The sequence below is a fragment of the Vibrio sp. 1069 genome (assembly GCF_033340555.1).
On sequence record NZ_JAWOWP010000015.1, the window covers coordinates 1 to 21989 of the forward strand.

At 43.7% G+C, this 21989-nt stretch carries 23 protein-coding genes; 19 read left to right on the plus strand and 4 right to left on the minus strand.

Annotated elements, in window-relative coordinates; translation table 11 throughout:
• Positions 1 to 129 precede the first annotated feature (129 nt).
• The 15 genes from yceD to R7040_RS19080 all read left to right on the plus strand — a co-directional run bounded on the left by yceD (position 130) and on the right by R7040_RS19080 (position 13278).
• The gene (gene yceD / locus R7040_RS19010) at positions 130 to 654 is read left to right on the plus strand and encodes a 23S rRNA accumulation protein YceD (RefSeq protein ID WP_005387307.1); all 525 of its coding nucleotides are present in this window, start codon (positions 130 to 132) and stop codon (positions 652 to 654) included.
• 59 nt (positions 655 to 713) lie between these two features.
• The gene (gene rpmF, locus R7040_RS19015) at positions 714 to 884 is read left to right on the plus strand and encodes a 50S ribosomal protein L32 (RefSeq protein WP_005396978.1); all 171 of its coding nucleotides are present in this window, start codon (positions 714 to 716) and stop codon (positions 882 to 884) included.
• Positions 885 to 894: 10 nt separating this feature from the next.
• Positions 895 to 1920, plus strand: a complete 1026-nt coding sequence (gene plsX, locus R7040_RS19020) for a phosphate acyltransferase PlsX (RefSeq protein WP_017633846.1) — start codon at positions 895 to 897, stop codon at positions 1918 to 1920.
• Positions 1921 to 1925: 5 nt separating this feature from the next.
• Entirely contained in the window at positions 1926 to 2876 is a 951-nt protein-coding gene (locus R7040_RS19025; protein ID WP_017821385.1) for a beta-ketoacyl-ACP synthase III, read from the plus strand.
• A gap of 75 nt (positions 2877 to 2951) precedes the next feature.
• On the plus strand, positions 2952 to 3875 hold the full coding sequence (gene fabD / locus R7040_RS19030) for an ACP S-malonyltransferase (RefSeq protein ID WP_005387313.1): 924 nt from the start codon (positions 2952 to 2954) through the stop codon (positions 3873 to 3875).
• 45 nt (positions 3876 to 3920) lie between these two features.
• Positions 3921 to 4655, plus strand: coding sequence for a 3-oxoacyl-ACP reductase FabG (fabG, locus tag R7040_RS19035; protein WP_031781117.1), 735 nt, complete (start codon positions 3921 to 3923; stop codon positions 4653 to 4655).
• Positions 4656 to 4901: 246 nt separating this feature from the next.
• Positions 4902 to 5135, plus strand: coding sequence for an acyl carrier protein (acpP, locus tag R7040_RS19040; RefSeq protein WP_004406112.1), 234 nt, complete (start codon positions 4902 to 4904; stop codon positions 5133 to 5135).
• A gap of 93 nt (positions 5136 to 5228) precedes the next feature.
• The gene (gene fabF, locus R7040_RS19045) at positions 5229 to 6479 is read left to right on the plus strand and encodes a beta-ketoacyl-ACP synthase II (RefSeq protein ID WP_017821387.1); all 1251 of its coding nucleotides are present in this window, start codon (positions 5229 to 5231) and stop codon (positions 6477 to 6479) included.
• 107 nt (positions 6480 to 6586) lie between these two features.
• Positions 6587 to 7402, plus strand: a complete 816-nt coding sequence (pabC, locus tag R7040_RS19050; RefSeq protein WP_213896223.1) for an aminodeoxychorismate lyase — start codon at positions 6587 to 6589, stop codon at positions 7400 to 7402.
• A complete protein-coding gene (mltG, locus tag R7040_RS19055) occupies positions 7399 to 8415 on the plus strand; it encodes an endolytic transglycosylase MltG (protein ID WP_005372950.1) in 1017 nt (338 codons plus the stop codon). Before pabC ends, mltG begins: the two co-directional genes overlap by 4 nt.
• Entirely contained in the window at positions 8412 to 9044 is a 633-nt protein-coding gene (gene tmk, locus R7040_RS19060) for a dTMP kinase (RefSeq protein ID WP_005387350.1), read from the plus strand. Before mltG ends, tmk begins: the two co-directional genes overlap by 4 nt.
• A 24-nt stretch (positions 9045 to 9068) precedes the next feature.
• Positions 9069 to 10031 (plus strand): DNA polymerase III subunit delta', encoded by a 963-nt coding sequence (locus tag R7040_RS19065; RefSeq protein WP_054729226.1) that lies wholly within the window; start codon positions 9069 to 9071, stop codon positions 10029 to 10031.
• Entirely contained in the window at positions 10022 to 10789 is a 768-nt protein-coding gene (locus R7040_RS19070; protein WP_005372957.1) for a TatD family hydrolase, read from the plus strand. Before R7040_RS19065 ends, R7040_RS19070 begins: the two co-directional genes overlap by 10 nt.
• Before the next feature lie 444 nt (positions 10790 to 11233).
• Positions 11234 to 12664 carry a PTS glucose transporter subunit IIBC gene (ptsG, locus tag R7040_RS19075; protein WP_005372959.1) on the plus strand — a complete coding sequence of 477 codons (1431 nt, stop codon included), beginning with the start codon at positions 11234 to 11236 and terminating at the stop codon, positions 12662 to 12664.
• Between the two features lie 212 nt (positions 12665 to 12876).
• Positions 12877 to 13278, plus strand: coding sequence for a hypothetical protein (locus tag R7040_RS19080; RefSeq protein WP_005372960.1), 402 nt, complete (start codon positions 12877 to 12879; stop codon positions 13276 to 13278).
• Between the two features lie 68 nt (positions 13279 to 13346).
• On the opposite strand, the gene R7040_RS19085 is transcribed toward R7040_RS19080, so the two are convergent.
• The 3 genes from R7040_RS19085 to R7040_RS19095 all read right to left on the minus strand — a co-directional run bounded on the left by R7040_RS19085 (position 13347) and on the right by R7040_RS19095 (position 16065).
• Entirely contained in the window at positions 13347 to 13442 is a 96-nt protein-coding gene (locus tag R7040_RS19085; protein ID WP_005372963.1) for a MetS family NSS transporter small subunit, read from the minus strand.
• Positions 13439 to 14905, minus strand: coding sequence for a sodium-dependent transporter (locus R7040_RS19090; protein WP_005372966.1), 1467 nt, complete (start codon positions 14903 to 14905; stop codon positions 13439 to 13441). The genes R7040_RS19085 and R7040_RS19090 overlap by 4 nt, the downstream gene beginning before the upstream one ends.
• 569 nt (positions 14906 to 15474) lie before the next feature.
• A complete protein-coding gene (locus R7040_RS19095; RefSeq protein WP_053306612.1) occupies positions 15475 to 16065 on the minus strand; it encodes an outer membrane protein in 591 nt (196 codons plus the stop codon).
• A gap of 127 nt (positions 16066 to 16192) precedes the next feature.
• Between R7040_RS19095 and R7040_RS19100 the strand changes: the two genes are divergently transcribed.
• Together R7040_RS19100 and R7040_RS19105 are read left to right on the plus strand one after the other, a co-directional pair.
• Positions 16193 to 16285: a YnhF family membrane protein gene (locus R7040_RS19100; RefSeq protein ID WP_005372970.1), complete on the plus strand. Its 93-nt coding sequence runs from the start codon at positions 16193 to 16195 to the stop codon at positions 16283 to 16285.
• A gap of 44 nt (positions 16286 to 16329) precedes the next feature.
• The gene (locus R7040_RS19105) at positions 16330 to 17481 is read left to right on the plus strand and encodes a patatin family protein (RefSeq protein WP_005372971.1); all 1152 of its coding nucleotides are present in this window, start codon (positions 16330 to 16332) and stop codon (positions 17479 to 17481) included.
• A gap of 108 nt (positions 17482 to 17589) precedes the next feature.
• Here R7040_RS19105 and pyk read toward each other — a convergent pair whose 3' ends face one another.
• Positions 17590 to 19032, minus strand: coding sequence for a pyruvate kinase (gene pyk, locus R7040_RS19110; protein ID WP_064354176.1), 1443 nt, complete (start codon positions 19030 to 19032; stop codon positions 17590 to 17592).
• A gap of 410 nt (positions 19033 to 19442) precedes the next feature.
• Between pyk and R7040_RS19115 the strand changes: the two genes are divergently transcribed.
• Together R7040_RS19115 and R7040_RS19120 are read left to right on the plus strand one after the other, a co-directional pair.
• Positions 19443 to 20660: an ROK family protein gene (locus R7040_RS19115; protein ID WP_005385828.1), complete on the plus strand. Its 1218-nt coding sequence runs from the start codon at positions 19443 to 19445 to the stop codon at positions 20658 to 20660.
• A gap of 363 nt (positions 20661 to 21023) precedes the next feature.
• On the plus strand, positions 21024 to 21977 hold the full coding sequence (locus tag R7040_RS19120) for a chemotaxis protein CheV (protein WP_005372976.1): 954 nt from the start codon (positions 21024 to 21026) through the stop codon (positions 21975 to 21977).
• Positions 21978 to 21989: the final 12 nt, after the last annotated feature.

Below are 21989 nucleotides of genomic sequence, written 5' to 3' on the forward strand. Positions count from 1 at the left end.
AGCATTTCCAATAGGATAATCGATCAAAAATGATTCTGGCTAATGCTCTGTATGTTAAGCGCAAAAAAGTACAACTTTTTTGCCTTTTTCTTTGACTAATTTTGATTTGGAAGATAATATTCGCGCCCTATGCAAAAGGTAAAAATACCGCGAACGGTTGACCCAGCTAAAGCCGCACAGAAACGATTGGATTACGATGGCATCATCCAAGCTAGTCTTTTCAAGCGCTTAGTGGAAACAACTGAAGGCGTAAAACGCGACGCAGAAGTCTCATTGTCATTTGGGATGGATGAACAGCGACTCGTTGTTATCTCTGGTAAAGCTAACATCGAAGTCGATTTAGAGTGTCAGCGTTGTAATGAGGTATTCGCACATGAGTGCGAAGTTGAATTCCTTTCTACTCCTTACTACGGTGAGAAAACAGAACAGGAAGCACCAGAAATTTATGATTTGGTAGATCTAAATGAATATGGTGAATTAGACCTCATACAACTTGTTGAAGACGAGTTCATCTTAGCATTACCTCAAATTGCGATGCACGATGAAGCGGATTGTAGCGTTGATTCAAATAACATGGTTTTTGGTGAGATTCCTGAAGAAATTGAGGAAGAAAAACCGAATCCATTCGACGTTTTGAAAAGTCTGAAAAAGTAATAGGTGTGGTAGCCGATTCTTCTTCAGGTTTTTAACCCAATAGTATAGGAGTAGGGTCAATGGCCGTACAGAAAAACCGTAAAACTCGTTCTAAGCGCGGTATGCGTCGTTCACACGATGCGCTAACTACAGCTGCTCTATCTGTAGACGCGACTTCTGGTGAAACTCACCTACGCCACAACGTAACTGCTGAAGGTTACTACCGTGGTCAAAAGGTTATCAACAAGTAAGGTTGAACCTTTGCAAAGTATTACCGTTGCACTTGATGCAATGGGCGGGGATTTCGGTCCACGCGTAACAGTGCCTGCCGCCGTGCAGGCACTGTCTCATTTCCCAGAGCTAAAAGTGATTCTTATTGGTGATCAATCTCTGATCACGTCTCAATTATCTCAACTCGGTACCTCGACCAGTTCCCGCTTGACTATTCTTCACAGCGAGAAAGTTATCTCGAACTCAGAAAAACCTTCATTGGCGTTACGTAATAGCCAAAATAGCTCTATGCGTATGGCTATCGATTTGGTTTCTGAGCAGAAAGCGGATGCTTGTGTTAGTGGTGGCAACACCGGTGCATTAATGGCACTATCGCGTTTCATTCTTAAGTTACTTCCTGGCATTGAACGTCCTGCTTTAGTTTCCGCTTTACCGACGATTACCGGAAAGCGCACTTGGATGCTAGATCTGGGGGCGAATGTATCGTGCGATGCTGATAGCTTGTTCCAATTTGCTGTAATGGGCAGTGCATTAGCTGAAGAACACTTGGGTCGTCCTCCTCGCGTTGCTGTACTCAATATTGGCGCAGAAGAGATTAAAGGTAACGATTTAGTCAAACGTTGCGCAGAAATGCTTTCTCAGACCGATGCGATTAACTTTGTCGGTTATATTGAAGGTAATCAAATTTTGCATGATGTTGCTGACGTCATTGTTTGTGATGGATTTGTCGGCAACGTATGCTTAAAAGCCAGTGAGGGAACAGCTCAACTTTTTATCGAAAAAATTAAAACCAGCATAATGGCATCAACGATAAAGGGTTGGATAGCTAGAAAGTTGTTTTCTAGGCTGTTTAATGAACTAAAAACACTGAACCCCGACCAGTATAACGGCGCAAGTTTGCTAGGATTGCGCGGCATTGTCATAAAAAGCCATGGAAGTGCGGATGTATCTGCGATTGTCAATGCACTTGGCGAGGCAGTACACGAGGTCAAACGACAAGTACCAAGCCGTATTAGCGATCGTTTGGAAGCGGTTTTACTCGAGAGGCATTATTAGTCTTCATGTATAGCAAAATTTTAGGTACTGGCAGCTACCTGCCATCTCAGGTGCGTACAAACGCAGATCTAGAGAAAATGGTAGATACAAGTGATGAGTGGATCGTTGCTCGCACGGGTATTAAAGAGCGTCGAATTGCTGCAGAAAACGAGACTGTAGCAGACATGGCATTCTACGCAGCTGAAAACGCTATCGATATGGCGGGTATTGATAAAAACGATATCGACCTGATTATCGTAGCCACAACGAGCAGTAGCCATACTTTCCCTTCATCTGCGTGTCAGGTGCAGGCAAAGCTTGGCATTAAAGGTTGTCCAGCTTTTGACTTAGCCGCTGCTTGTTCTGGTTTTGTGTACGCATTATCTGTTGCAGACCAACATATCAAATCTGGTATGTGCAAAAACGTACTTGTGATTGGTTCAGATGCTTTGTCTAAAACGTGTGATCCGACAGACCGTTCAACCATTATCCTATTTGGTGATGGTGCCGGAGCCGTTGTCGTAGGCGCTAGCCAAGAGCCTGGCATTATCTCTACCCACATATACTCGGATGGTCAATTCGGAGAGCTTCTAAGCCTACCTGTACCTGTGCGGGGGCAAGATGCGGATAAATGGCTTCATATGGCTGGGAACGAAGTATTCAAAGTCGCTGTCACTCAGCTATCGAAACTAGTAAAAGATACGCTTGAAGCCAACAACATGCATAAGTCTGAACTAGACTGGCTAGTGCCGCACCAAGCGAACTACCGCATTATTTCAGCGACAGCGAAGAAACTTTCGATGTCACTAGACCAAGTCGTGATTACACTTGATAAACACGGCAACACATCAGCTGCGACGGTGCCAACAGCACTAGATGAAGCGGTACGTGATGGTCGTATTAAACGCGGTCAAACTCTGCTTCTTGAAGCGTTTGGCGGCGGATTCACTTGGGGCTCGGCCCTTGTGAAGTTCTAAGTTTCACAAGAATTCAAAATTTAAGGTGCACTTGGTGCATCTTATTTCTTTTTACTTTGCTTAAAGGAAAACAACATGAGCAAGTTTGCTATCGTATTTCCAGGTCAAGGTTCTCAAGCTGTAGGTATGCTTGCAGAACTAGGCGAACAATATGACGTAGTAAAACAAACATTTGCAGAAGCATCTGACGCACTAGGTTACGATCTATGGGCGCTTGTTCAAAATGGACCTGCAGAAGATTTAAACGAGACTTTCCGTACTCAACCAGCTTTGCTAGCTTCATCTGTTGCAATCTGGCGTGTATGGCAGGAACTTGGCTTAGAGCAACCAGCAAACCTAGCCGGTCACAGCCTAGGTGAGTACTCAGCACTTGTATGTGCGGGTGTTATTGACTTTAAAGAAGCCATCAAGCTGGTTGAATTACGTGGTCAACTTATGCAAGAAGCAGTACCAGCTGGTACTGGCGCAATGTACGCGATTATCGGTTTGGCTGATGATGCGATTGCAAAAGCGTGTGAAGACGCAGCGCAAGGCGAAGTGGTCTCTCCAGTAAACTTTAACTCGCCTGGTCAAGTCGTTATCGCTGGTAGCAAAGACGCAGTAGAGCGAGCTGGTGCGCTATGTAAAGAAGCTGGTGCGAAGCGTGCGCTTCCTCTTCCTGTTTCAGTACCTTCACACTGTGCACTTATGAAGCCAGCAGCGGAAAAACTTGCTGTAGCTCTCGAGTCTATCGAATTTAACTCACCACAGCTGCCAGTTATCAACAACGTTGATGTGGTTGCTGAGACAGATCCTGCAAAAATCAAAGATGCGCTTGTTCGTCAGCTACATAGCCCAGTTCGTTGGACTGAGACAGTTGAACTGATGCACGAACAAGGCGTAGAAAATCTTCTTGAGCTTGGTCCTGGTAAAGTTTTAACAGGTCTAACAAAACGTATCGTGAAAACGCTAACTGCAGCCGCAGTGAATGATATCGCATCGCTAGACGCTGCGAAGTAATCCATCAAGCGATAAATTTGCGATAAGAAAAGGAAACACAACATGATGAATCTAGAAGGTAAGATCGCGCTAGTTACCGGCGCAAGCCGTGGTATTGGCCGCGCGATCGCGGAACTTCTTGTCGAGCGAGGTGCTACGGTTATCGGTACTGCTACTTCTGAAAGTGGTGCGGCTGCTATCAGCGAGTATCTTGGTGATAACGGTAAAGGCTTAGCGCTTAACGTGACTGATGTCGAGTCTATCGAAGCGACATTAAAAACGATCAACGAAGAATTTGGTGTGATCGATATTCTGGTGAATAACGCTGGTATTACTCGTGACAACCTATTGATGCGCATGAAAGATGATGAGTGGAACGACATCATCGATACCAACCTAACGCCAATCTACCGCATGTCTAAAGCGGTTTTACGCGGCATGATGAAAAAACGTGCGGGTCGTATCATCAACGTAGGCTCTGTTGTTGGTACCATGGGTAACGCAGGTCAAACTAACTACGCAGCAGCGAAAGCGGGCGTGATTGGTTTTACTAAATCAATGGCTCGTGAAGTTGCGTCTCGTGGTGTAACAGTGAATACTGTTGCTCCTGGTTTCATCGAAACTGACATGACTAAGGCACTAAATGATGACCAACGTGCGGCAACTTTGTCGAACGTGCCAGCAGGTCGTTTAGGTGACCCACGTGAAATTGCATCAGCAGTAGTTTTCCTTGCTTCTCCTGAAGCAGCGTACATTACTGGTGAAACTTTGCATGTAAATGGTGGTATGTACATGGTTTAATGCGACAGTTTATGCAAAATAAGCTATTTTACATTGTGAAAAATAGCCTATAGTTGCAGTTAACTGTCATGAACTTGTCATGCTTATGCGCAAGATTTGTGCATGATTTAAGTCAAAAATGTATTGAAATTCGGTTAAATTCGCTAATTTTGTGGTTTGACCAGCAAGGACCCCCTTGCAACTTTCAATAGTTCGAATAAACTACGGAATCATCGCATTAGGCGAAATCTGTAAAGGAAAAGAAAAATGAGCAACATCGAAGAACGCGTAAAGAAAATCATTGTTGAACAGCTAGGTGTAGACGAAGCAGAAGTTAAAAACGAAGCTTCTTTCGTTGACGATCTAGGTGCTGATTCTCTAGACACTGTAGAATTAGTTATGGCTCTAGAAGAGGAATTCGACACTGAGATTCCTGACGAAGAAGCTGAGAAGATCACTACTGTTCAAGCTGCAATCGACTACGTAAACAGCGCTCAGTAATTAGCTCTCCCAGGCGGTCTCCTAGACCGCCTGTGTTCTTTCTAACTTCTTCTATCCTCTCATAGAAATATTCAATTCCCGGAGAATTATATCGTGTCCAAGCGTCGTGTAGTTGTCACTGGCATGGGTATGTTGTCACCGGTAGGCAACACAGTAGAATCATCTTGGAAAGCCCTGCTAGAAGGTCAAAGTGGTATCGTAAATATCGAGCACTTTGATACTACGAACTTCTCAACTCGTTTTGCAGGTCTTGTTAAAGATTTCGATTGCACAGAGTACATGTCTAAAAAAGATGCTCGTAAGATGGACCTTTTCATCCAGTACGGCATTGCAGCGGGTATTCAAGCTCTTGATAACTCTGGCTTACAAATTACCGAAGAAAATGCGGCTCGAGTTGGTGTTGCTATCGGCTCAGGCATTGGCGGTCTTGACCTTATCGAAACTGGCCATACTGCATTAGTAGACAAAGGCCCTCGCAAAGTTAGCCCATTTTTTGTTCCTTCGACCATTGTAAACATGGTTGCAGGTAACCTATCTATCATGCGTGGTCTTCGTGGTCCAAATATCGCGATTTCTACCGCATGTACTACTGGCCTGCATAATATTGGCCATGCAGCACGTATGATTGCCTACGGCGATGCAGATGCGATGGTTGCTGGTGGTGCAGAAAAAGCTTCTACGCCTCTTGGCATGGCTGGCTTCGGTGCAGCTAAAGCGCTATCTACTCGTAATGAAGAGCCTCAAAAAGCATCTCGCCCATGGGATAAAGGCCGTGATGGTTTTGTTCTAGGTGATGGTGCTGGCATGATGGTGCTTGAAGAGTACGAACACGCAAAAGCACGTGGCGCGAAGATTTACGCAGAACTGGTTGGTTTTGGTATGTCTGGTGATGCTTACCACATGACATCTCCAAGCGAAGATGGCTCTGGTGGTGCACTTGCGATGGAAGCGGCGATGCGTGACGCTAACATCACAGGTACTCAAGTAGGTTATGTGAATGCTCACGGTACTTCTACTCCTGCTGGTGATGTTGCAGAAATCAAGGGCGTGAAACGTGCTCTTGGTGAAGAAGGTGCGAAGCAAGTTCTTGTGTCTTCAACTAAGTCGATGACGGGTCACCTATTAGGTGCTGCTGGCTCTGTTGAAGCAATTATCACGGTTATGTCTTTGGTTGACCAAATTGTTCCGCCAACCATTAACCTTGATGAACCAGAAGAAGGCCTAGACATCGACCTTGTGCCGCATACAGCGCGCAAAGTTGAAGGTATGGAGTACGCTATCTGTAACTCGTTTGGCTTTGGTGGTACAAACGGTTCTTTGATCTTCAAGAAGTTCGCTGAGTAACACTATCTAACCTTATTTAGATAAGCGAAACTTGTATTCTAACGGCTCGATGCTTAGCATTGAGCCGTTTTGTTTTATTTGTTGTCTGCTAATTTGAAGGTACGTGAATGTTTTGGGTAAATGGAGTTCCGCAAACGCATGTAGAGCTAGGTGATCGCTCATTCCAATACGGTGATGGAGGCTTTACCACCATCCTGACCCAAAATGGAGAGTTGGTTTACTGGCAAGAACATACTGAGCGCATGAGTGCTTGCCTTGACGCTTTGAAGATCTCTTCACCTGACTGGAAAGTTGTGCATGATTGGGCAAGCAAAGCGGTTTTATCTGACGCACGAGCGGGGGTGAAGATTCACGTTAGCCGCGGTATTGGCGGGCGAGGGTATAGCCCTAATGGGATTAAAGGCCCTATCGTGACGATTTCCAATTTTGCGTTTCCTTCTCATTATTCATCTTGGCAAGAACAAGGTGTGGACTTGGGCGTTTGTAATACTCGTCTAGGGATTCAACCTTTACTTGCGGGACATAAGCACAACAACCGTTTAGAGCAGATTCTCGCCAAGGCTGAAATCGACAATACAGAGTTTGCAGATGCAATAACGTTAAATGTGCAAAACCATGTCATTGAAACTACAATGGCCAACCTTTTTTGGGTTAAAGGTAATAAAGTATTTACGCCGGAGCTGACCTTATCAGGCGTTACGGGCGTAATGCGTCGTAAGGTGCTTGAGTTACTTAAAGTAAGTCATATTGAAGTCATCGAGGGGCGTTTTATACTTCCAGATTTTCTGAGTGCTGATGAGGCTTTCATGTGTAACTCAATATTAGGTGTCGCACCTATTCGCAGCATAGTGACATCGAACTCTAAGACTATATTTCCGATAGGAAAATTGACTCAACGACTGCAAGGGAATTTAACTACGTGATTAAAAAACTGTTGGCTTTTGTTGTGCTGATCGCAGTGATAGGCGCAGCAGCTGTTTTTTATATAATTTCACAGGCTAAACAATACGTTGAAAAGCCTATTCTATTGGAACAACCTCAGCTGTTTACTGTAGAAAGTGGTACAAGCTTTCATCATGTCATGCGCGCCTTAGTTGAAGATGAGGTGATTGAGACATCGGAGTACATCCGTTTAATTCCTCACTTATATCCAGAATTGTTGCAAGTGCGAGCGGGTACTTACCAACTTGAGCCTGGTATGTCGCTTTCGCAAACATTGGAGCATCTGAATACTGGAAAAGAATACCAGTTTGCGATCACTTTTGTTGAAGGCAGCCGCTTTTCTGAATGGGTAGATCAACTAAAAAGTGCTCCTTATTTAAAGCATGATTTAACCGATCTTTCAGAAAAAGAAATGGCTGCGAAGCTCGGAATTGAGAGAGAAAAGCTAGAAGGGTTGTTTTTAGCAGAAACCTACCATTACACAGCGGGTGCGAGTGAAAGCCAGTTATTAAAACGAGCGCATCGAAAACTCAATAAAATACTGGACGCTAGCTGGGAAGCTCGTCAAGAAAAGCTGCCATTACAGGACAAATACGAAGCCTTGATTCTCGCGTCTATCATCGAGAAAGAGACGGCTATTGATTCTGAGCGTGAGCGCGTCGCTTCTGTGTTTATCAACCGATTGAACAAACGCATGCGGTTACAAACTGATCCGACAGTTATTTATGGTATGGGTGATGCATACGATGGCAATATTCGTAAGAAAGATTTGCGTACGCCGACACCATATAACACTTATACCATCAATGGTTTGCCACCAACACCGATTGCGATGGCTGGTGAAGCTTCCATTGAAGCGGCTTTGAATCCAGAAAGCAGCAACTATTTATATTTTGTAGCAAGTGGAAAGGGCGGACATGTATTTTCGAAATCCCTTGCTGAGCACAACCGTGCTGTTCGTGCCTATTTAAGAGAACTAAGAAAGAACAAATGATGAAAGCAAACTTTATTGTCGTTGAAGGCCTAGAAGGCGCGGGTAAAAGCACTGCGATTAAAACCGTTTTAGATACGCTAAAAGCGGCCGGTATTGAGGATATCGTAAATACCCGTGAGCCAGGAGGAACACCGCTAGCAGAAAAAATGCGCGCTCTGGTGAAAGAAGAGCACGAAGGCGAAGAACTTAAGGACATGACGGAGTTGCTTCTTCTGTACGCTGCACGTGTTCAGTTGGTTGAGAACGTGATCAAACCAGCTTTGGAAAACGGTCAGTGGGTGGTTGGTGACCGACACGATATGTCGTCGCAAGCTTATCAAGGTGGTGGCCGTCAGATTGACGCATCGTTAATGAAAAATCTCCGAGATACAACGCTTGGTGATTTTAAACCTGCTCTCACTCTCTATATGGATATTGACCCTCGTGTTGGGCTTGAGCGTGCACGTGGGCGTGGTGAGTTAGATCGTATAGAGAAGATGGATATTAGTTTCTTCGAGCGTACACGTGAGCGTTATTTGGAGATTGCTCATGCCGATCCTTCCATCGTTATCATTAACGCAGAACAGACGATTGAAGGCGTGTCGCGTGATATTCGGGACGCTCTAAACGAGTGGCTAGCTCGTCAATAAGTGAAACGTAAATTTAGGTGACTCATGTTAAATGATTATCCATGGCTACAGCCAATATGGGATAACCTCAAAGTAGGGTTAGAGTCGGACAGAATACCAGGTGCGCTTTTATTACAAAGCGAGCAGGGCTTGGGCATCGAAAAACTTATCGAGTTTTTTAGCCAAGCTCTTCTTTGCCAAAATTACGCGAGTGAAGCATGCGGTTTTTGTCATAGCTGCCAGCTAAATCAATCTCAAAACCACCCTGATTTACACTGGATCAAGCCAGAGAAAGAAGGAAAGGCGATAACGGTGGACCAAATTCGCGCTTGTAACCGTCTTGCTCAGGAATCATCTCAGCTTAATGGTTACCGCCTATTTGTAATAGAACCGGCGGACTCTATGAACGAGTCGGCATCGAATGCGCTGTTAAAGACGCTAGAAGAGCCTGGGGCAAAGTGCTTGTTTTTGCTCGTTACCCACAATCAGGAGCGTCTGCTCCCAACGATTCGTAGCCGTTGCCAACACTGGGTTGTTGCGCCTCCGTCAGCGGAACAAGCGATGCAATGGATGCACGAACAAGGGGCGAAGCAAGTTCCTGCTTATGCCTTAAAACTGAATATGGGCTCTCCAATAAAAACATTGGATGCGTTAAATAATGGTGAGCTCGAAGCTTACTTGGCTTTTGAACGCAGTTTTATTAAGGCAATGTCTTCGCCTGTTTCAGACGTTTCTGAGTGTGCTTCTTTAATCGCTAAACACTCAGAGCAATCACTAGACTGGGCATGGTATTTACTGACAGATGCTCAGAAAGCGCAGTTTGGTGTATCAGAAGCTCAAATGCTTCCGGGCGCGACAAAGTTTCAACCGGACAACTATAACGGTTTGTACTCATCAGCGAAGGCGCTGATGAACCTGAAAGCTCAGGTGCAAGCCTTTCCTGGCCTGAACCTTGAGCTACTATCAATGAATTGGTTAATTGAATCACGAGAGGCATTATGTTCGTAGATTCTCATTGTCATTTAGACAAATTGAATTACGACGATCTCCACATCAATGTGGAAGACGTTATTAACAAAGCTAAACAAGCAAACGTAACTGAGCTACTTTCTGTTGGAGTAACGCTGGATTCTTTCCCGAAAATGATGGAAATGATCGAGCCTTATGACAATGTTTATGCTTCGTGCGGTGTGCATCCACTTGATGTTGAAAGCGACTTTTCGATGGACGTATTGCGCCACCATGCGTCGAATGCAAAAGTCGTCGCTATTGGCGAAACGGGTTTAGATTATCATTACAAGCCCGAAACGGCCGCGTTACAGAAAGAGCGCTTTGAGCAACACGTTGATCTTGCAGTGGAGCTCAACAAACCTTTAATTATCCATACCAGAAACGCACGTGCGGATACTCTTGATATTTTGCGTAAGGGTGGGGCAGAGAAATGTGGTGGTGTTATCCACTGTTTTACAGAAGATCTTCCATTTGCTGAAGCTGCACTGGAGCTGGGGTTTTATATTTCTATCTCGGGGATTGTTACTTTCCGTCAAGCTACAGAGTTAAAAGAAGTGGTGAAGACTCTACCTTTAGAGAAGCTTCTTATTGAGACAGATTCTCCTTACTTGGCTCCTGTCCCTCATCGTGGCAAAGAGAATCAACCCGCTTACGTTGTCGAAGTCGCTTCTTATATTGCGCAACTCAAATCGTGCTCTCTTTCTGAAGTGGCACAAAAAACCACCGAAAACTTCCGAAATCTTTTTTTGCGATGAAAAAATAATAAGAGCATAAAAAAGGAGCTTAGGCTCCTTTTTTGTTGATAAAAACAACAGATACGCTCACGAGTTTAATGTTTACTAAAAATGTTGATTTAATAACATTCAAAAATCACAAATGTAATTTTGTTACTAAAAATAACATTGAGGCGTATTTTATTTACGCCTTAAAATTAATTATATAAATAATTAATTCCTTATAAAACAGTAACATAAGTGCAATGCAAACCTTTTCATCGGCTGTTTTTGGGTGTGATCCAAGACTTGTTTTGAAACTAAATTTCGTAACTGTGTGGAAAGTTTGAGGGTCATCAATATATATTTAGAGCCGGAAAATATAATGCAGTTGTGGTTACATTTTCATTGGGTGCTAACCTTTAGGCTACGGGGGTGTGCCGTTAGTGCCCAAATAATACTTATAAATTTATCAGGAGCATAAACATGTTTAAGAACCTTTTTGCTAACCTGCAAAAAGTTGGTAAGGCTCTGATGCTTCCAGTATCAGTTTTACCAGTTGCAGGTATTTTATTAGGTGTGGGTGCTGCCCATCTAAGCTTTATTCCAGAGATCGTTTCTAATCTTATGGAACAAGCTGGTGGTTCAGTATTCGGCCAAATGGCACTTCTATTTGCAGTAGGTGTAGCTCTAGGCTTCACTAACAACGACGGTGTTGCAGGTCTTGCAGCTATCGTTGGTTACGGCATCATGACGGCAACGCTAGGTGTAATGGCGGGCGTTATGGGTGTTGAGAAAATCGATACAGGTGTACTAGGTGGTATCCTTGTCGGTGGTGTGGCTGCTTGGGCATTCAACCGTTTCTTCAAAATCCAACTTCCAGAGTACCTTGGCTTCTTCGCTGGTAAGCGCGCAGTGCCAATCATCACTGGTTTTGCTGCGATCATCCTAGGTGTTATCCTTTCTGTTATCTGGCCACCAATTGGCGGTGCAATTTCTGCATTCTCTGATTGGGCTGCACACCAAAACCCACAGCTAGCATTCGGTATCTACGGTGTTGTTGAGCGTTCTCTAATCCCATTCGGTCTACACCACGTATGGAACGTACCGTTCTTCTTCGAAGCAGGTTCTTGTGTTAACGCTGCCGGTGAAGCTCAAAATGGTGTACTAACTTGTTACCTAGTTGCTGATGAAGCATCTCGTGCTGCTGGTAATGGCTTCGGTCAGCTAGCGGGTGGTTACATGTTCAAGATGTTCGGTCTACCAGCTGCAGCAATCGCAATTGCTCATTGTGCTAAACCAGAAAACCGTGCAAAAGTAATGGGTATCATGGCGTCAGCTGCACTGACTTCATTCCTAACTGGTATTACTGAGCCAATCGAATTCTCATTCCTATTCGTTGCTCCACTACTATACGGTATCCACGCTCTACTAGCTGGTTCTGCATACATCGTTTCGAACACTCTAGGCTTTGTACACGGTACTTCTTTCTCTCACGGTCTGATCGACTTCCTAGTTCTATCTGGTAACGCTCAGAAGATGGTGCTAATGATTGCCGTTGGTCTAGTTTACGCAGTAATTTACTACGTAGTGTTCCGTGGTGTAATCACAGCGCTTGACCTAAAAACACCTGGCCGTGAAGATGAAACGGAAAGTGCAGCTGTAACTTCTGGCTCTGATATGGGCGGTGAACTGGTTGCAGCGTTTGGCGGTAAAGCTAACATTACTGGTCTAGATGCATGTATCACACGTCTACGTGTAGCAGTTGCAGATACAGCAGCTGTTGACCAAGACAAGCTAAAACAACTAGGCGCTGCTGGTGTTGTAGTTGTAGCTGGTGGTGTACAGGCTATCTTCGGTACTAAGTCTGATAACCTAAAAACTGAAATGGATGAGTGGATTCGTAACCACGGTTAATCGCAGTCATTCATAGTAATGCATAAAAGGAGGCTTCGGCCTCCTTTTTTAGTTCCTATTTTATTAACTGACAGTTCCTTTTTAGTGTGATCCTAAACTCATCTTTACTTTTGTCAGCTTTTTCATACATCGAGCTTACCCATCGTTGACATATTGATATGCCATTATGTTTGAATAGCGAATAATGTTTTTTTGAATAATTGATAACGTGTATGAAGAACAAATTCATTTTAGTTTTGGGACTAGTTTCTAGTACGGCAATGGCGGCAAGCGAACCAACGGATCTATCAGTTGGTATGGCTGTCGATCAACAATTAAGTGTTGTTGTAGAGTTAGATAACAAATATCGTGGCATTATCGGAAACGATGGTATGGCGTTTGATTACATCGCTAAGCGTGGAACATTCGATCAAAACATGCCTGTGACTTGGTATGTCGGCGTTGGTGGCTGGTATGAATGGGATGACGAGTTTGGTGTGAGAGTACCACTTGGTGTGAACTGGGATTTATCACGCGGCTGGGACCTTTATGGTCAAATACACCCAGAGCTAGATCTTTACAAAGGTGCTGACTTGCAACTTGGCGGCGCCGTTGGCATCAAGTACAGTTTCTAGAATTGAACTAATGTATGTACAAAAAACGCCGGTAACTACCGGCGTTTTTTTATATGGAACTTAACGTTCTATTGTTTATCCATGGCTCGCTTGATGCAAACGGCAGCGCCGCCCCAAGTGATACCTAAACCAATAACCATCATAATAATTGCGCTGATTGTCATTTTGCTGTCTCCTTGCGGTTCACTGCGTTGATCACTAGACCAAAGATAAAGAGTGCGGCGATAAGTGCCCAGCCTAAAGTTAGATCATAGCCACCGTAGCCTTCAGTAATTAGGGCGTATAGCTTGGTCGCTAAGATAATGGCGAGCATGATTGGTGTAACGAAGCGTAAGCAGATCTCGAACCATTGACCAACAGAGAAATCAGAGCGCTCGTTAACGTAATTACGTACTTCTGGCACGCGCTTCAATAGCCACGCCATCAAGACAATCTCAACCAGACCACCAACCATGATGCCAACGTTGTTTGCAAAGTGGTCTACTAGATCGAGTAGCAGCAGACCGCCATTGGTAGCAAACGCCATAGAGACAACGAAGCCAATACCAATCACAACATTTGCAGCTTTTTTACGGCTCCACTTCAGCTTGTCGATAATGGCTGAAGTTACGGCTTCCATAATTGAAATATGCGAACTTAGACCAGCAACCACCAGTGCAAAGAAGAACAGTGGACCAAGAATATATGGGGCAGGTAGTAGGTTAATTGCCGCAGGTAAAGTAACAAAAGCCAAGCCAACGCCTGCAGATACCACCTCTGTTAACGGCTTACCTTGCTCTTGAGCCATGTAACCCAATACTGAGAAGATCATGATGCCGGCTAGGATCGAGAAGCCACAGTTGATCAACACGGTCATAAACGCGTTATTCGTTATGTCTGACTTTTCTGGTAGGTAGCTAGAGTAAGCTAGCATGATGGCGAAGCCGATACTTAGCGTAAAAAAGATCTGACCATATGCCGCTGCCCATACTTTCACATCCCAAATTTTGCTGAAATCGGGTTCGAACATGTAGTTCACGCCATCTAGAGCTCCTGGCAAGAAAATCATACGTCCGATTAAGAAAATCACCATCAAGAATAGGATTGGCATCATAATTTTAGATGCTCGTTCAATTCCTGATTTCACGCCTTTGGCAATGGCGGTGTAAGTAATTGCCCAAGCAATTACCATGGATAAAGCAATCTTCCATTGAATACTGCCTAAGTCTGTTGGTGAGTTGTCACCTAGCTTTAGGTATTCACTAAAGAAAAATGCGTTGGTATCGGTTCCCCAACCTTGAGTGAACGACAACCCAAAGTAAGAAATCGACCAACCGATAACAGCCACATAGTAAACGGCAATAACTGCAGCCACACCAACTTGGAACCAGCCAAGCCATTCAAATTTAGAATGAATTTTCGCAAGTGTTTTTGGTGCCGAGCCTCGGTATTTTTGTCCCATACTGAACTCAAGGATCATAAATGGAATACCGGCAGTGATCATGGCAAAAATGTAAGGAATAAAAAATGCGCCGCCACCGTTTTCATAGGCCATGTATGGGAAACGCCAAATGTTTCCCAAACCGATAGCAGACCCAACTGCTGCTAAGATGAATCCCGCCCGGGATCCCCATTGTTCTCGCTTCATATTTGACTCCTATAAGACTCCCTGAGGAATGAAGCTCTCTACGTAACACAGTAATAATTGCGCAAACAGTTGGAAGAAAGGGCCGCTGTTATCCATCAGCTTTTCTATCCTTAATTCTAACTTCTTATAATTTTATAGAGCTATATTCTGGCTACTGTAAGAGAAAGTAGATTATTAATCTTAAAAAATTGATGTGTGTTTGATAAAACTGAAATATTTATCTGTTTTCACTGATCAGACTAACTTCTAATAATACTTAGCGCAATAGAATCTAAATGTTAATTCAGATGCGTTGTCTGGTTTTAATCTTGTTAAATTTGAGTTTGATTGTGGTTTTGTGTGGTTGGTTGGTTGTTTGTCTGGAATAAATAACTGGGATCTAGTAATTGCTTTGGTGTTTAAGACTATTTTGATGAATTAGGGCGTACGGCTATCTTTTGTGCACCTATCTAGATGATGCTTCGTTACTTTGCCAAACAATGGTGTTTAGACGATGTCCTTTATCGGCTCTGTGCAGGACTCGTTCAGCGTTCTTTGTGACGAGCCCTACAGAGGAACATGCATAAAAATTAGAAGCGGAAACTAAAACCAACATTTGATTGGAATTGGTTCATCCAATCAGTATCGAACTTAATGATACAGTTTGAGCCGTCATTAGGTAGAGTACAGGCGCCAGATGTATCGTTATCAACGACCGTTCCTAACCATCTCAGTTGGGCTGTTAACGCAAAGTTCTTTGAAAATTCATATTCCAGCCCTGCAAAAGCGCTAGCCGAAAATCCGTATTTTTTGTCTACCCAATCCACATCGGCATAAGAAGCGCCCAAACCTACACCGATATAGGTTTGCCAATTTTCTGCGACAGGATAGTACATGCTGCTTTGGAAGTGCAGATAATGGATATCTGCCGAGTTGGACAGCTTTTCAAGTTCCGTCGACTGATTGGAGTAAAACAATCCGATCCTTCCTTTTTCTAAGGGAGTCTCGACTGAAAGAGCGTAATTCACTGCGGGGTCGAGATCGTATTTATTACCACTTTCATCCTCTACTTGGCCGCCTCCTGTATAGCCTATGTATGGCGTAACGATGATATTCGCTTGTGCATTGATAGCAGTACTCATCATCATGATTCCTACTAGCCAGCTGAGTTTTTGGTTCATGCCCTATCTCCTTATTATGACTAAGCTAATTGTGATGGGTTAGTCAAAATTGCGCGACTAAATTAAGCAAATCTTGAACATATTTCACACCGGTGTTATTAATTTGTTACATATTAAGGAGGTGTTTATGGAACACGATCTAAAATCCGCATTAATCATTGTGGTGACTGTTTTTGCAGTGCTTTTGTCATTTGGCATCATTGCTATTACAACAGCTTAAGATAACCACTTTTACCAAACGATTTAACAAAATGGCGTGAGCCTATGATACGTAACAGCGGTATAATCACAGAAAGCCATGCAGAGCTTGATGTAAAAGTTTATGAGCACTTTAGGCATGGTAAAACTGCTTTAGTCACGCAAGGTGGAGGGCAGAGAGGGATTTTTACCGCTGGCGTTTTAGACGCCTTTTTACTTTCCAACTTCGATCCTTTCGATGAGTTCTATGGCACCTCTGCCGGAGCACTTAACTTATGTTCTTACTTGTGTCGTCAACATGGCATGGGCAAAGCTTTTATTACCGAGCTGACAACGTCTCCTGAATTTTTTAATCTGTTTCGCTATATCCGAAAGCAGCAGTACTTAGGTTTAGAGTGGGCATTAGAACGGATTCAAGATTTCCCATACAAGCTTGACCTTGATTTAGGTCGTAGTGCATTGGGAAAACGAGGAGCGTTTGCTGCGGTAACGAATATAGAGACGCTATCAGATCAATATCTACCAATCTTGGATGACTCGTGGTTTAACACTATGCTAGCGACATGTGCGATTCCCAAGTTGTACCACGGACCTGTCGACGTAAATGGCAATAAGTTTGTTGATGGCGGCGTGTCTGCCTCTATCCCTGTTCAAGAAGCGTGGCGTCAGAATGCTCGCAACATTATTGTCATTCGCACAGAGCCGTTTTCAGAGATTGAAGCGAGAGCCCAAAGTGAAGTGGGGGATGTGCCTGTCGAATGGTATCGAGAGTCTATCAACTCAGTACAGCAATCATGGCAGCAAAAAGTGAATCAGTGGAAGCTGGATTGGGCGTCGTTCTTCCAACAAAAAATTAATGCAGCACATCAATCGAAGCTTGCAGGGAAAATGCTGTTAAATGGAGGTCGTTGGTTGTTCGGTGCCGATAACTTGTATCGTTTAAGTCATCTGATTGGTGAGAATTTTGATTCAGGTTTAGCCGACATGCTGATGATTCATTATCAAACATTTGAGCTCACTCAGGCCTTTATATCTGCTCCACCTGACGACACTTTTATTTTACAAGTTGCGCCTAAAGAGGGACTTCGTTCTTCTTCTTTGTTAAGTGACCAAGAGTCACTAGAGCATGACTATCAACTTGGGCTTCAAGCTGGGTTTAACCTAGTTCAACTCTATGACCAGCTGGATGTTGAAATTGATGGTAGAGAGAGTGCATAAACCTTCTTACGTTCACGATGTGCGCAATATACAAAGCATATAAATAAGGCTCCATTTTCGGAGCCTTATTTGCGGGTTCTTGTGGTTAACTCCGGTTAGGTATAACGACTACGCTTGTAGAATGCGCATGCAGTTGGTTGAGCCAACAACATCCATTACATCGCCTTGAGTAATAATGACTAAATCACCTTTGTGCAAGAACCCTTGCTCTTTAAGGCTAGTAATAGCTGCTTGAGCCGTTGGTAAACCCGCATCACTTTTTGACTCGAAATATACAGGTGTCACGCCTCGGTATAATGCTGCTCGATTTAGTGTCGATTCATTCCGTGATAAGGCAAATATTGGCAAGCCAGAGCTTAAGCGAGACATCATCAACGCAGTCCTGCCGGACTCAGTTAATGAGATCATCGCTTTAATTCCTTCCATGTGATTCGCAGAGTACATGGTTGCCATTGCGATGGTTTCTTCAGCGGTTTCGAAGGTTCTATCTAAGCGATAAGTAGATAGACTTGCCTCCGACATTTTTTCTGCCCCCACACATACTTCGGCCATGGATTTGACCGTTTCTACAGGATATTTACCTGCAGCAGTCTCTCCAGACAGCATCACCGCGTCAGTGCCGTCTAGAACCGCATTGGCCACATCCATCACTTCAGCACGCGTTGGCATTGGGCTAGTAATCATGGACTCCATCATTTGTGTCGCAGTAATCACGATACGGTTTAAACTGCGTGCGCGGCGAATCAGTTTTTTCTGGACACCTATGAGCTCAGGGTCACCGATTTCTACACCAAGGTCACCACGTGCAACCATCACTACATCGGATGCGAGAATAATGTCGTCAATAGACTCATTGGTCGCGACGGTTTCTGCTCGTTCGACTTTAGCCACTAACATGGCTTCAAGGCCAGCATCTCTAGCTAAGCGTCGAGCGTAATGCATGTCTTCGCCGTTACGCGGGAATGAAATAGCAAGGTAGTCTACTTGAATTGCTGCGGCGGTAAGAATGTCGGCTTTATCTTTCTCTGTGAGCGCATCCGCTGACAATCCGCCGCCTTTTTTGTTGATCCCTTTATTGTTGGACAGTGGACCACCGACAATCACACGGGTATGAACTTTATTACTCTCTACTTTAGTAACTTGCAGCTGAACGCGTCCATCATCGAGTAATAAAATGTCATTTGGTGAAACATCTTGCGGCAGTTCTTTATAATCTAACCCTACAGATTCTTGATTGCCTTCACCTTTTGGTAAATCACTATCTAATGTGAATTTATCGCCCACATTCAAAATGACTTGGCCGTCTTTAAACGTTGATACACGGATTTTAGGGCCTTGTAAGTCACCAAGAATTGCAACCTGACGCCCAAGTCTTGCTGCAATGGTACGGACTTTATTCGCACGTTGAATGTGGTCTTCACTGGTTCCATGTGAAAAATTCATACGGACAACGTTTGCACCGGCTTTGATGATCTCCTCAAGTATATTGTCCTTATCCGTTGAAGGACCCAGCGTAGTGACAATTTTTGTTCGTCTTAATTTGGAAGTCATAGATTCTCCGATGAATGTGTGTGTAAAGGTAACTTGAACTCTATCCTTACTTTACGCAGTCGCTCTCAAGGTTAGCCTCGTTGCTGAGCCCACACCTTAAAGCTACTTGAATATAAGTATATGCACAGAATGTTTACATTAAGAGTAACCCCGGTAAAACAGACAGATATTCGACAGGCAATGGCCTTATTGATAAAAATACGCTGCTTTAAAGGCATTACTTCATAATTTAGTGAATAAAAATAAGTTATTTTTCAAACAATTTAACAGGAGTAGATTCTTCGTTATTTGATTGAATACACAAACAAACAGGTTTATACGTGATGCTTGTCACGGGGATTTATTAATTCACTTCACAATTAGTTCGCAAAGTAAAAAAATTGTCCCGTTATAGAATTTCGGAGTGCAAGATGTACATGGCTCAACCGGGCCATATTGATCATATCAAACAGGTCAATGCTGGTCGTGTATATAAACTAATTGACCTAAAAGGTCCTATTTCTCGAATTGATTTGTCCAAGCAGAGTGAGCTTGCTCCTGCTAGTATCACCAAAATCACTCGAGAATTAATTGAAGCGCACTTGATTCATGAAACGACAGTACAAGAAGCGACGAGTCGTGGTCGACCTGCTGTCGGTTTGCAGGTCAATAATGAAGGCTGGCAATTTTTGTCAATGCGTTTGGGGCGGGGTTATTTAACCATTGCTTTGCATGAGTTAGGCGGTGATGTACTGATCGATACTAAAATCGAGATACACGAGCTTGATCAAGACGATGTGCTTGAGCGCCTGCTTTACGAAATTGATGAATTCTTTCAGACTTACGCGGATCAACTTGATCGTGTTACCAGTATTGCCCTTACGCTGCCTGGTCTCGTGAACTCAGAGCAAGGTGTCGTTTTGCAGATGCCTCATTACAATGTCGAAAATCTTGCTCTTGGACCAGAGATATACAAAGCAACGGGCTTGCCAGTTTTCATTGCCAATGACACGCGAGCTTGGGCATTAGCAGAAAAGCTTTTTGGTCATTCTCAAGATAATGACAACTCCGTTCTTATCTCTATCCACCACGGTTTAGGTGCGGGCATCATTCTGGATGGGCGCGTTTTGCAAGGCCGTCACGGTAACATTGGTGAACTCGGGCATATTCAAATTGACCCAAATGGAAAACGTTGTCATTGCGGCAATATTGGCTGTTTGGAAACCGTTGCCAGTTCTCAAGCAATTCGTGAAGAAGTCGTAAGACGAATCGCTGATGGCGAAGACTCTATTCTTGCTAAACAAGAAGAAATGAGTATTGAGAGCATTTGTGAAGCCGCTGCAAACGGTGATCCTTTGGCCGTCGATGTGATTGAAAAACTTGGACGCTACTTAGGCTCTGCAATTGCTATTGTGATCAACTTATTTAACCCTGAGAAAATCTTGATCGGTGGTGTGATTAACCAAGCAAAAGATGTGCTTTATCCTGCGGTTCGTCGCTGTATCGAAGAGCAGAGTTTACCTGTTTATCACCAAGATCTTGAGCTGGTGGAGTCTCGTTTCTATAAGCAAGCCACAATGCCTGGTGCCGCGTTGATTAAGCAAGCGTTGTACGATGGTCAACTATTGATGAAGGTTGTGGAAGGTTAAGTACTTTTTAACATGATGATGTGCCTGGCTGTTGAGACTGCATTTGTAGGTGATTTAGGGTGAGACTTAACGGCTCACCCTTTTTGATCGCCTATTACTAGAAAGGGAATTTGAGTTATGTTGCATTGCTATATCTGCGCCATTCATGTAATTTCCTAAAAAGCTCAAGTAAATAAACAAAATGGCTTTCAATGTGCTGCGTGACTTTGCGTCTGATGCAAAGAGAAGTAATACGCTAAAACTGTTGTACTTTAAAGCTGTGCTCGAAAAGCCAAATATTTTAAGGTTATTTGGTTATATAACCTTGCTGTGTCTGTACTGATTTCGAGTAAAATAAGAATTATCCATAATTTAGGTAGTAGTATGTCCGGAGTGTTAAATACGGTTGACCAGCGTACAAACTTGGTTGGTGAAAATCGACTAGAGCTTCTGCTGTTCACTTTAAATAGTCGCCAATTATTTGCGATTAATGTGTTCAAAGTGAAAGAGGTCATCAAGCTTCCACCGTTAACCAAGCTCCCTGGATCGCACTACAATATTCGTGGGGTTGCTTCTCTACGAGGTGAAGCGGTACCAGTGATTGATTTACGAGGCGCAATTGGTTTTCCTGCTTTACGTGGTGAAGCGGAAGAAGAAAATTTGATCGTGACAGAGTACAACCGCACGGTGCAGGGCTTCTTAGTCGGTCCGGTTAAAAACATTATTAATACGGCATGGACTGAAATTCAGCCGCCTCCTTCCACGTCTGGTCGCTCGAATTACCTCACGGCTATCACGCAAATCAAAGAGGGGGATGCCTCTCAAATTGTCGAAATTATTGACGTTGAAAAAGTTTTAGCAGAGATCGTGCATTACGACGTGACTATTTCGGAGGACATTCTCGATCAAGAACTGGCCCAAGCAATGGTCGGGCGTAATGTTCTGATTGTGGATGATTCCTCTACAGCTCGTAATCAAGTTCGCGATACGCTTTCTCAATTGGGTATGAATATCATCGAGTGTCGTGACGGGCTAGAAGCGTTAACGGTTTTAAAACGTTGGTGTGATGAAGGTAAAGATGTAGAAAAAGAGCTGTTGATGATGATTACGGATGCTGAAATGCCTGAAATGGACGGTTATAAACTGACCCATGAAGTGCGCCAAGATCCACGTATGTCTAAGTTGTTTATCACATTGAACACTTCTCTGAGCGGTAGTTTTAATGAAGCCATGGTACAAAAAGTAGGCTGTGATCGCTTTATATCTAAATTCCAACCGGATCTGCTGGTAGAAGTTGCTCAAGACCGATTACGCCAGATGCTTTCTAAAAGTGCATGATTAGATCTAGTG

Bases quoted from the DNA above. Each gene is read 5' to 3' on its own strand.
- yceD (WP_005387307.1), top strand. From the start codon at position 130: ATGCAAAAGGTAAAAATACCGCGAACGGTTGACCCAGCTAAAGCCGCA.
- rpmF (WP_005396978.1), top strand. From the start codon at position 714: ATGGCCGTACAGAAAAACCGTAAAACTCGTTCTAAGCGCGGTATGCGT.
- R7040_RS19025 (WP_017821385.1), top strand. From the start codon at position 1,926: ATGTATAGCAAAATTTTAGGTACTGGCAGCTACCTGCCATCTCAGGTG.
- fabD (WP_005387313.1), top strand. From the start codon at position 2,952: ATGAGCAAGTTTGCTATCGTATTTCCAGGTCAAGGTTCTCAAGCTGTA.
- fabG (WP_031781117.1), top strand. From the start codon at position 3,921: ATGAATCTAGAAGGTAAGATCGCGCTAGTTACCGGCGCAAGCCGTGGT.
- acpP (WP_004406112.1), top strand. From the start codon at position 4,902: ATGAGCAACATCGAAGAACGCGTAAAGAAAATCATTGTTGAACAGCTA.
- pabC (WP_213896223.1), top strand. From the start codon at position 6,587: ATGTTTTGGGTAAATGGAGTTCCGCAAACGCATGTAGAGCTAGGTGAT.
- tmk (WP_005387350.1), top strand. From the start codon at position 8,412: ATGATGAAAGCAAACTTTATTGTCGTTGAAGGCCTAGAAGGCGCGGGT.
- R7040_RS19065 (WP_054729226.1), top strand. From the start codon at position 9,069: ATGTTAAATGATTATCCATGGCTACAGCCAATATGGGATAACCTCAAA.
- R7040_RS19070 (WP_005372957.1), top strand. From the start codon at position 10,022: ATGTTCGTAGATTCTCATTGTCATTTAGACAAATTGAATTACGACGAT.
- ptsG (WP_005372959.1), top strand. From the start codon at position 11,234: ATGTTTAAGAACCTTTTTGCTAACCTGCAAAAAGTTGGTAAGGCTCTG.
- R7040_RS19080 (WP_005372960.1), top strand. From the start codon at position 12,877: ATGAAGAACAAATTCATTTTAGTTTTGGGACTAGTTTCTAGTACGGCA.
- R7040_RS19085 (WP_005372963.1), bottom strand. From the start codon at position 13,442: ATGACAATCAGCGCAATTATTATGATGGTTATTGGTTTAGGTATCACT.
- R7040_RS19090 (WP_005372966.1), bottom strand. From the start codon at position 14,905: ATGAAGCGAGAACAATGGGGATCCCGGGCGGGATTCATCTTAGCAGCA.
- R7040_RS19095 (WP_053306612.1), bottom strand. From the start codon at position 16,065: ATGAACCAAAAACTCAGCTGGCTAGTAGGAATCATGATGATGAGTACT.
- R7040_RS19100 (WP_005372970.1), top strand. From the start codon at position 16,193: ATGGAACACGATCTAAAATCCGCATTAATCATTGTGGTGACTGTTTTT.
- R7040_RS19105 (WP_005372971.1), top strand. From the start codon at position 16,330: ATGATACGTAACAGCGGTATAATCACAGAAAGCCATGCAGAGCTTGAT.
- pyk (WP_064354176.1), bottom strand. From the start codon at position 19,032: ATGACTTCCAAATTAAGACGAACAAAAATTGTCACTACGCTGGGTCCT.
- R7040_RS19115 (WP_005385828.1), top strand. From the start codon at position 19,443: ATGTACATGGCTCAACCGGGCCATATTGATCATATCAAACAGGTCAAT.
- R7040_RS19120 (WP_005372976.1), top strand. From the start codon at position 21,024: ATGTCCGGAGTGTTAAATACGGTTGACCAGCGTACAAACTTGGTTGGT.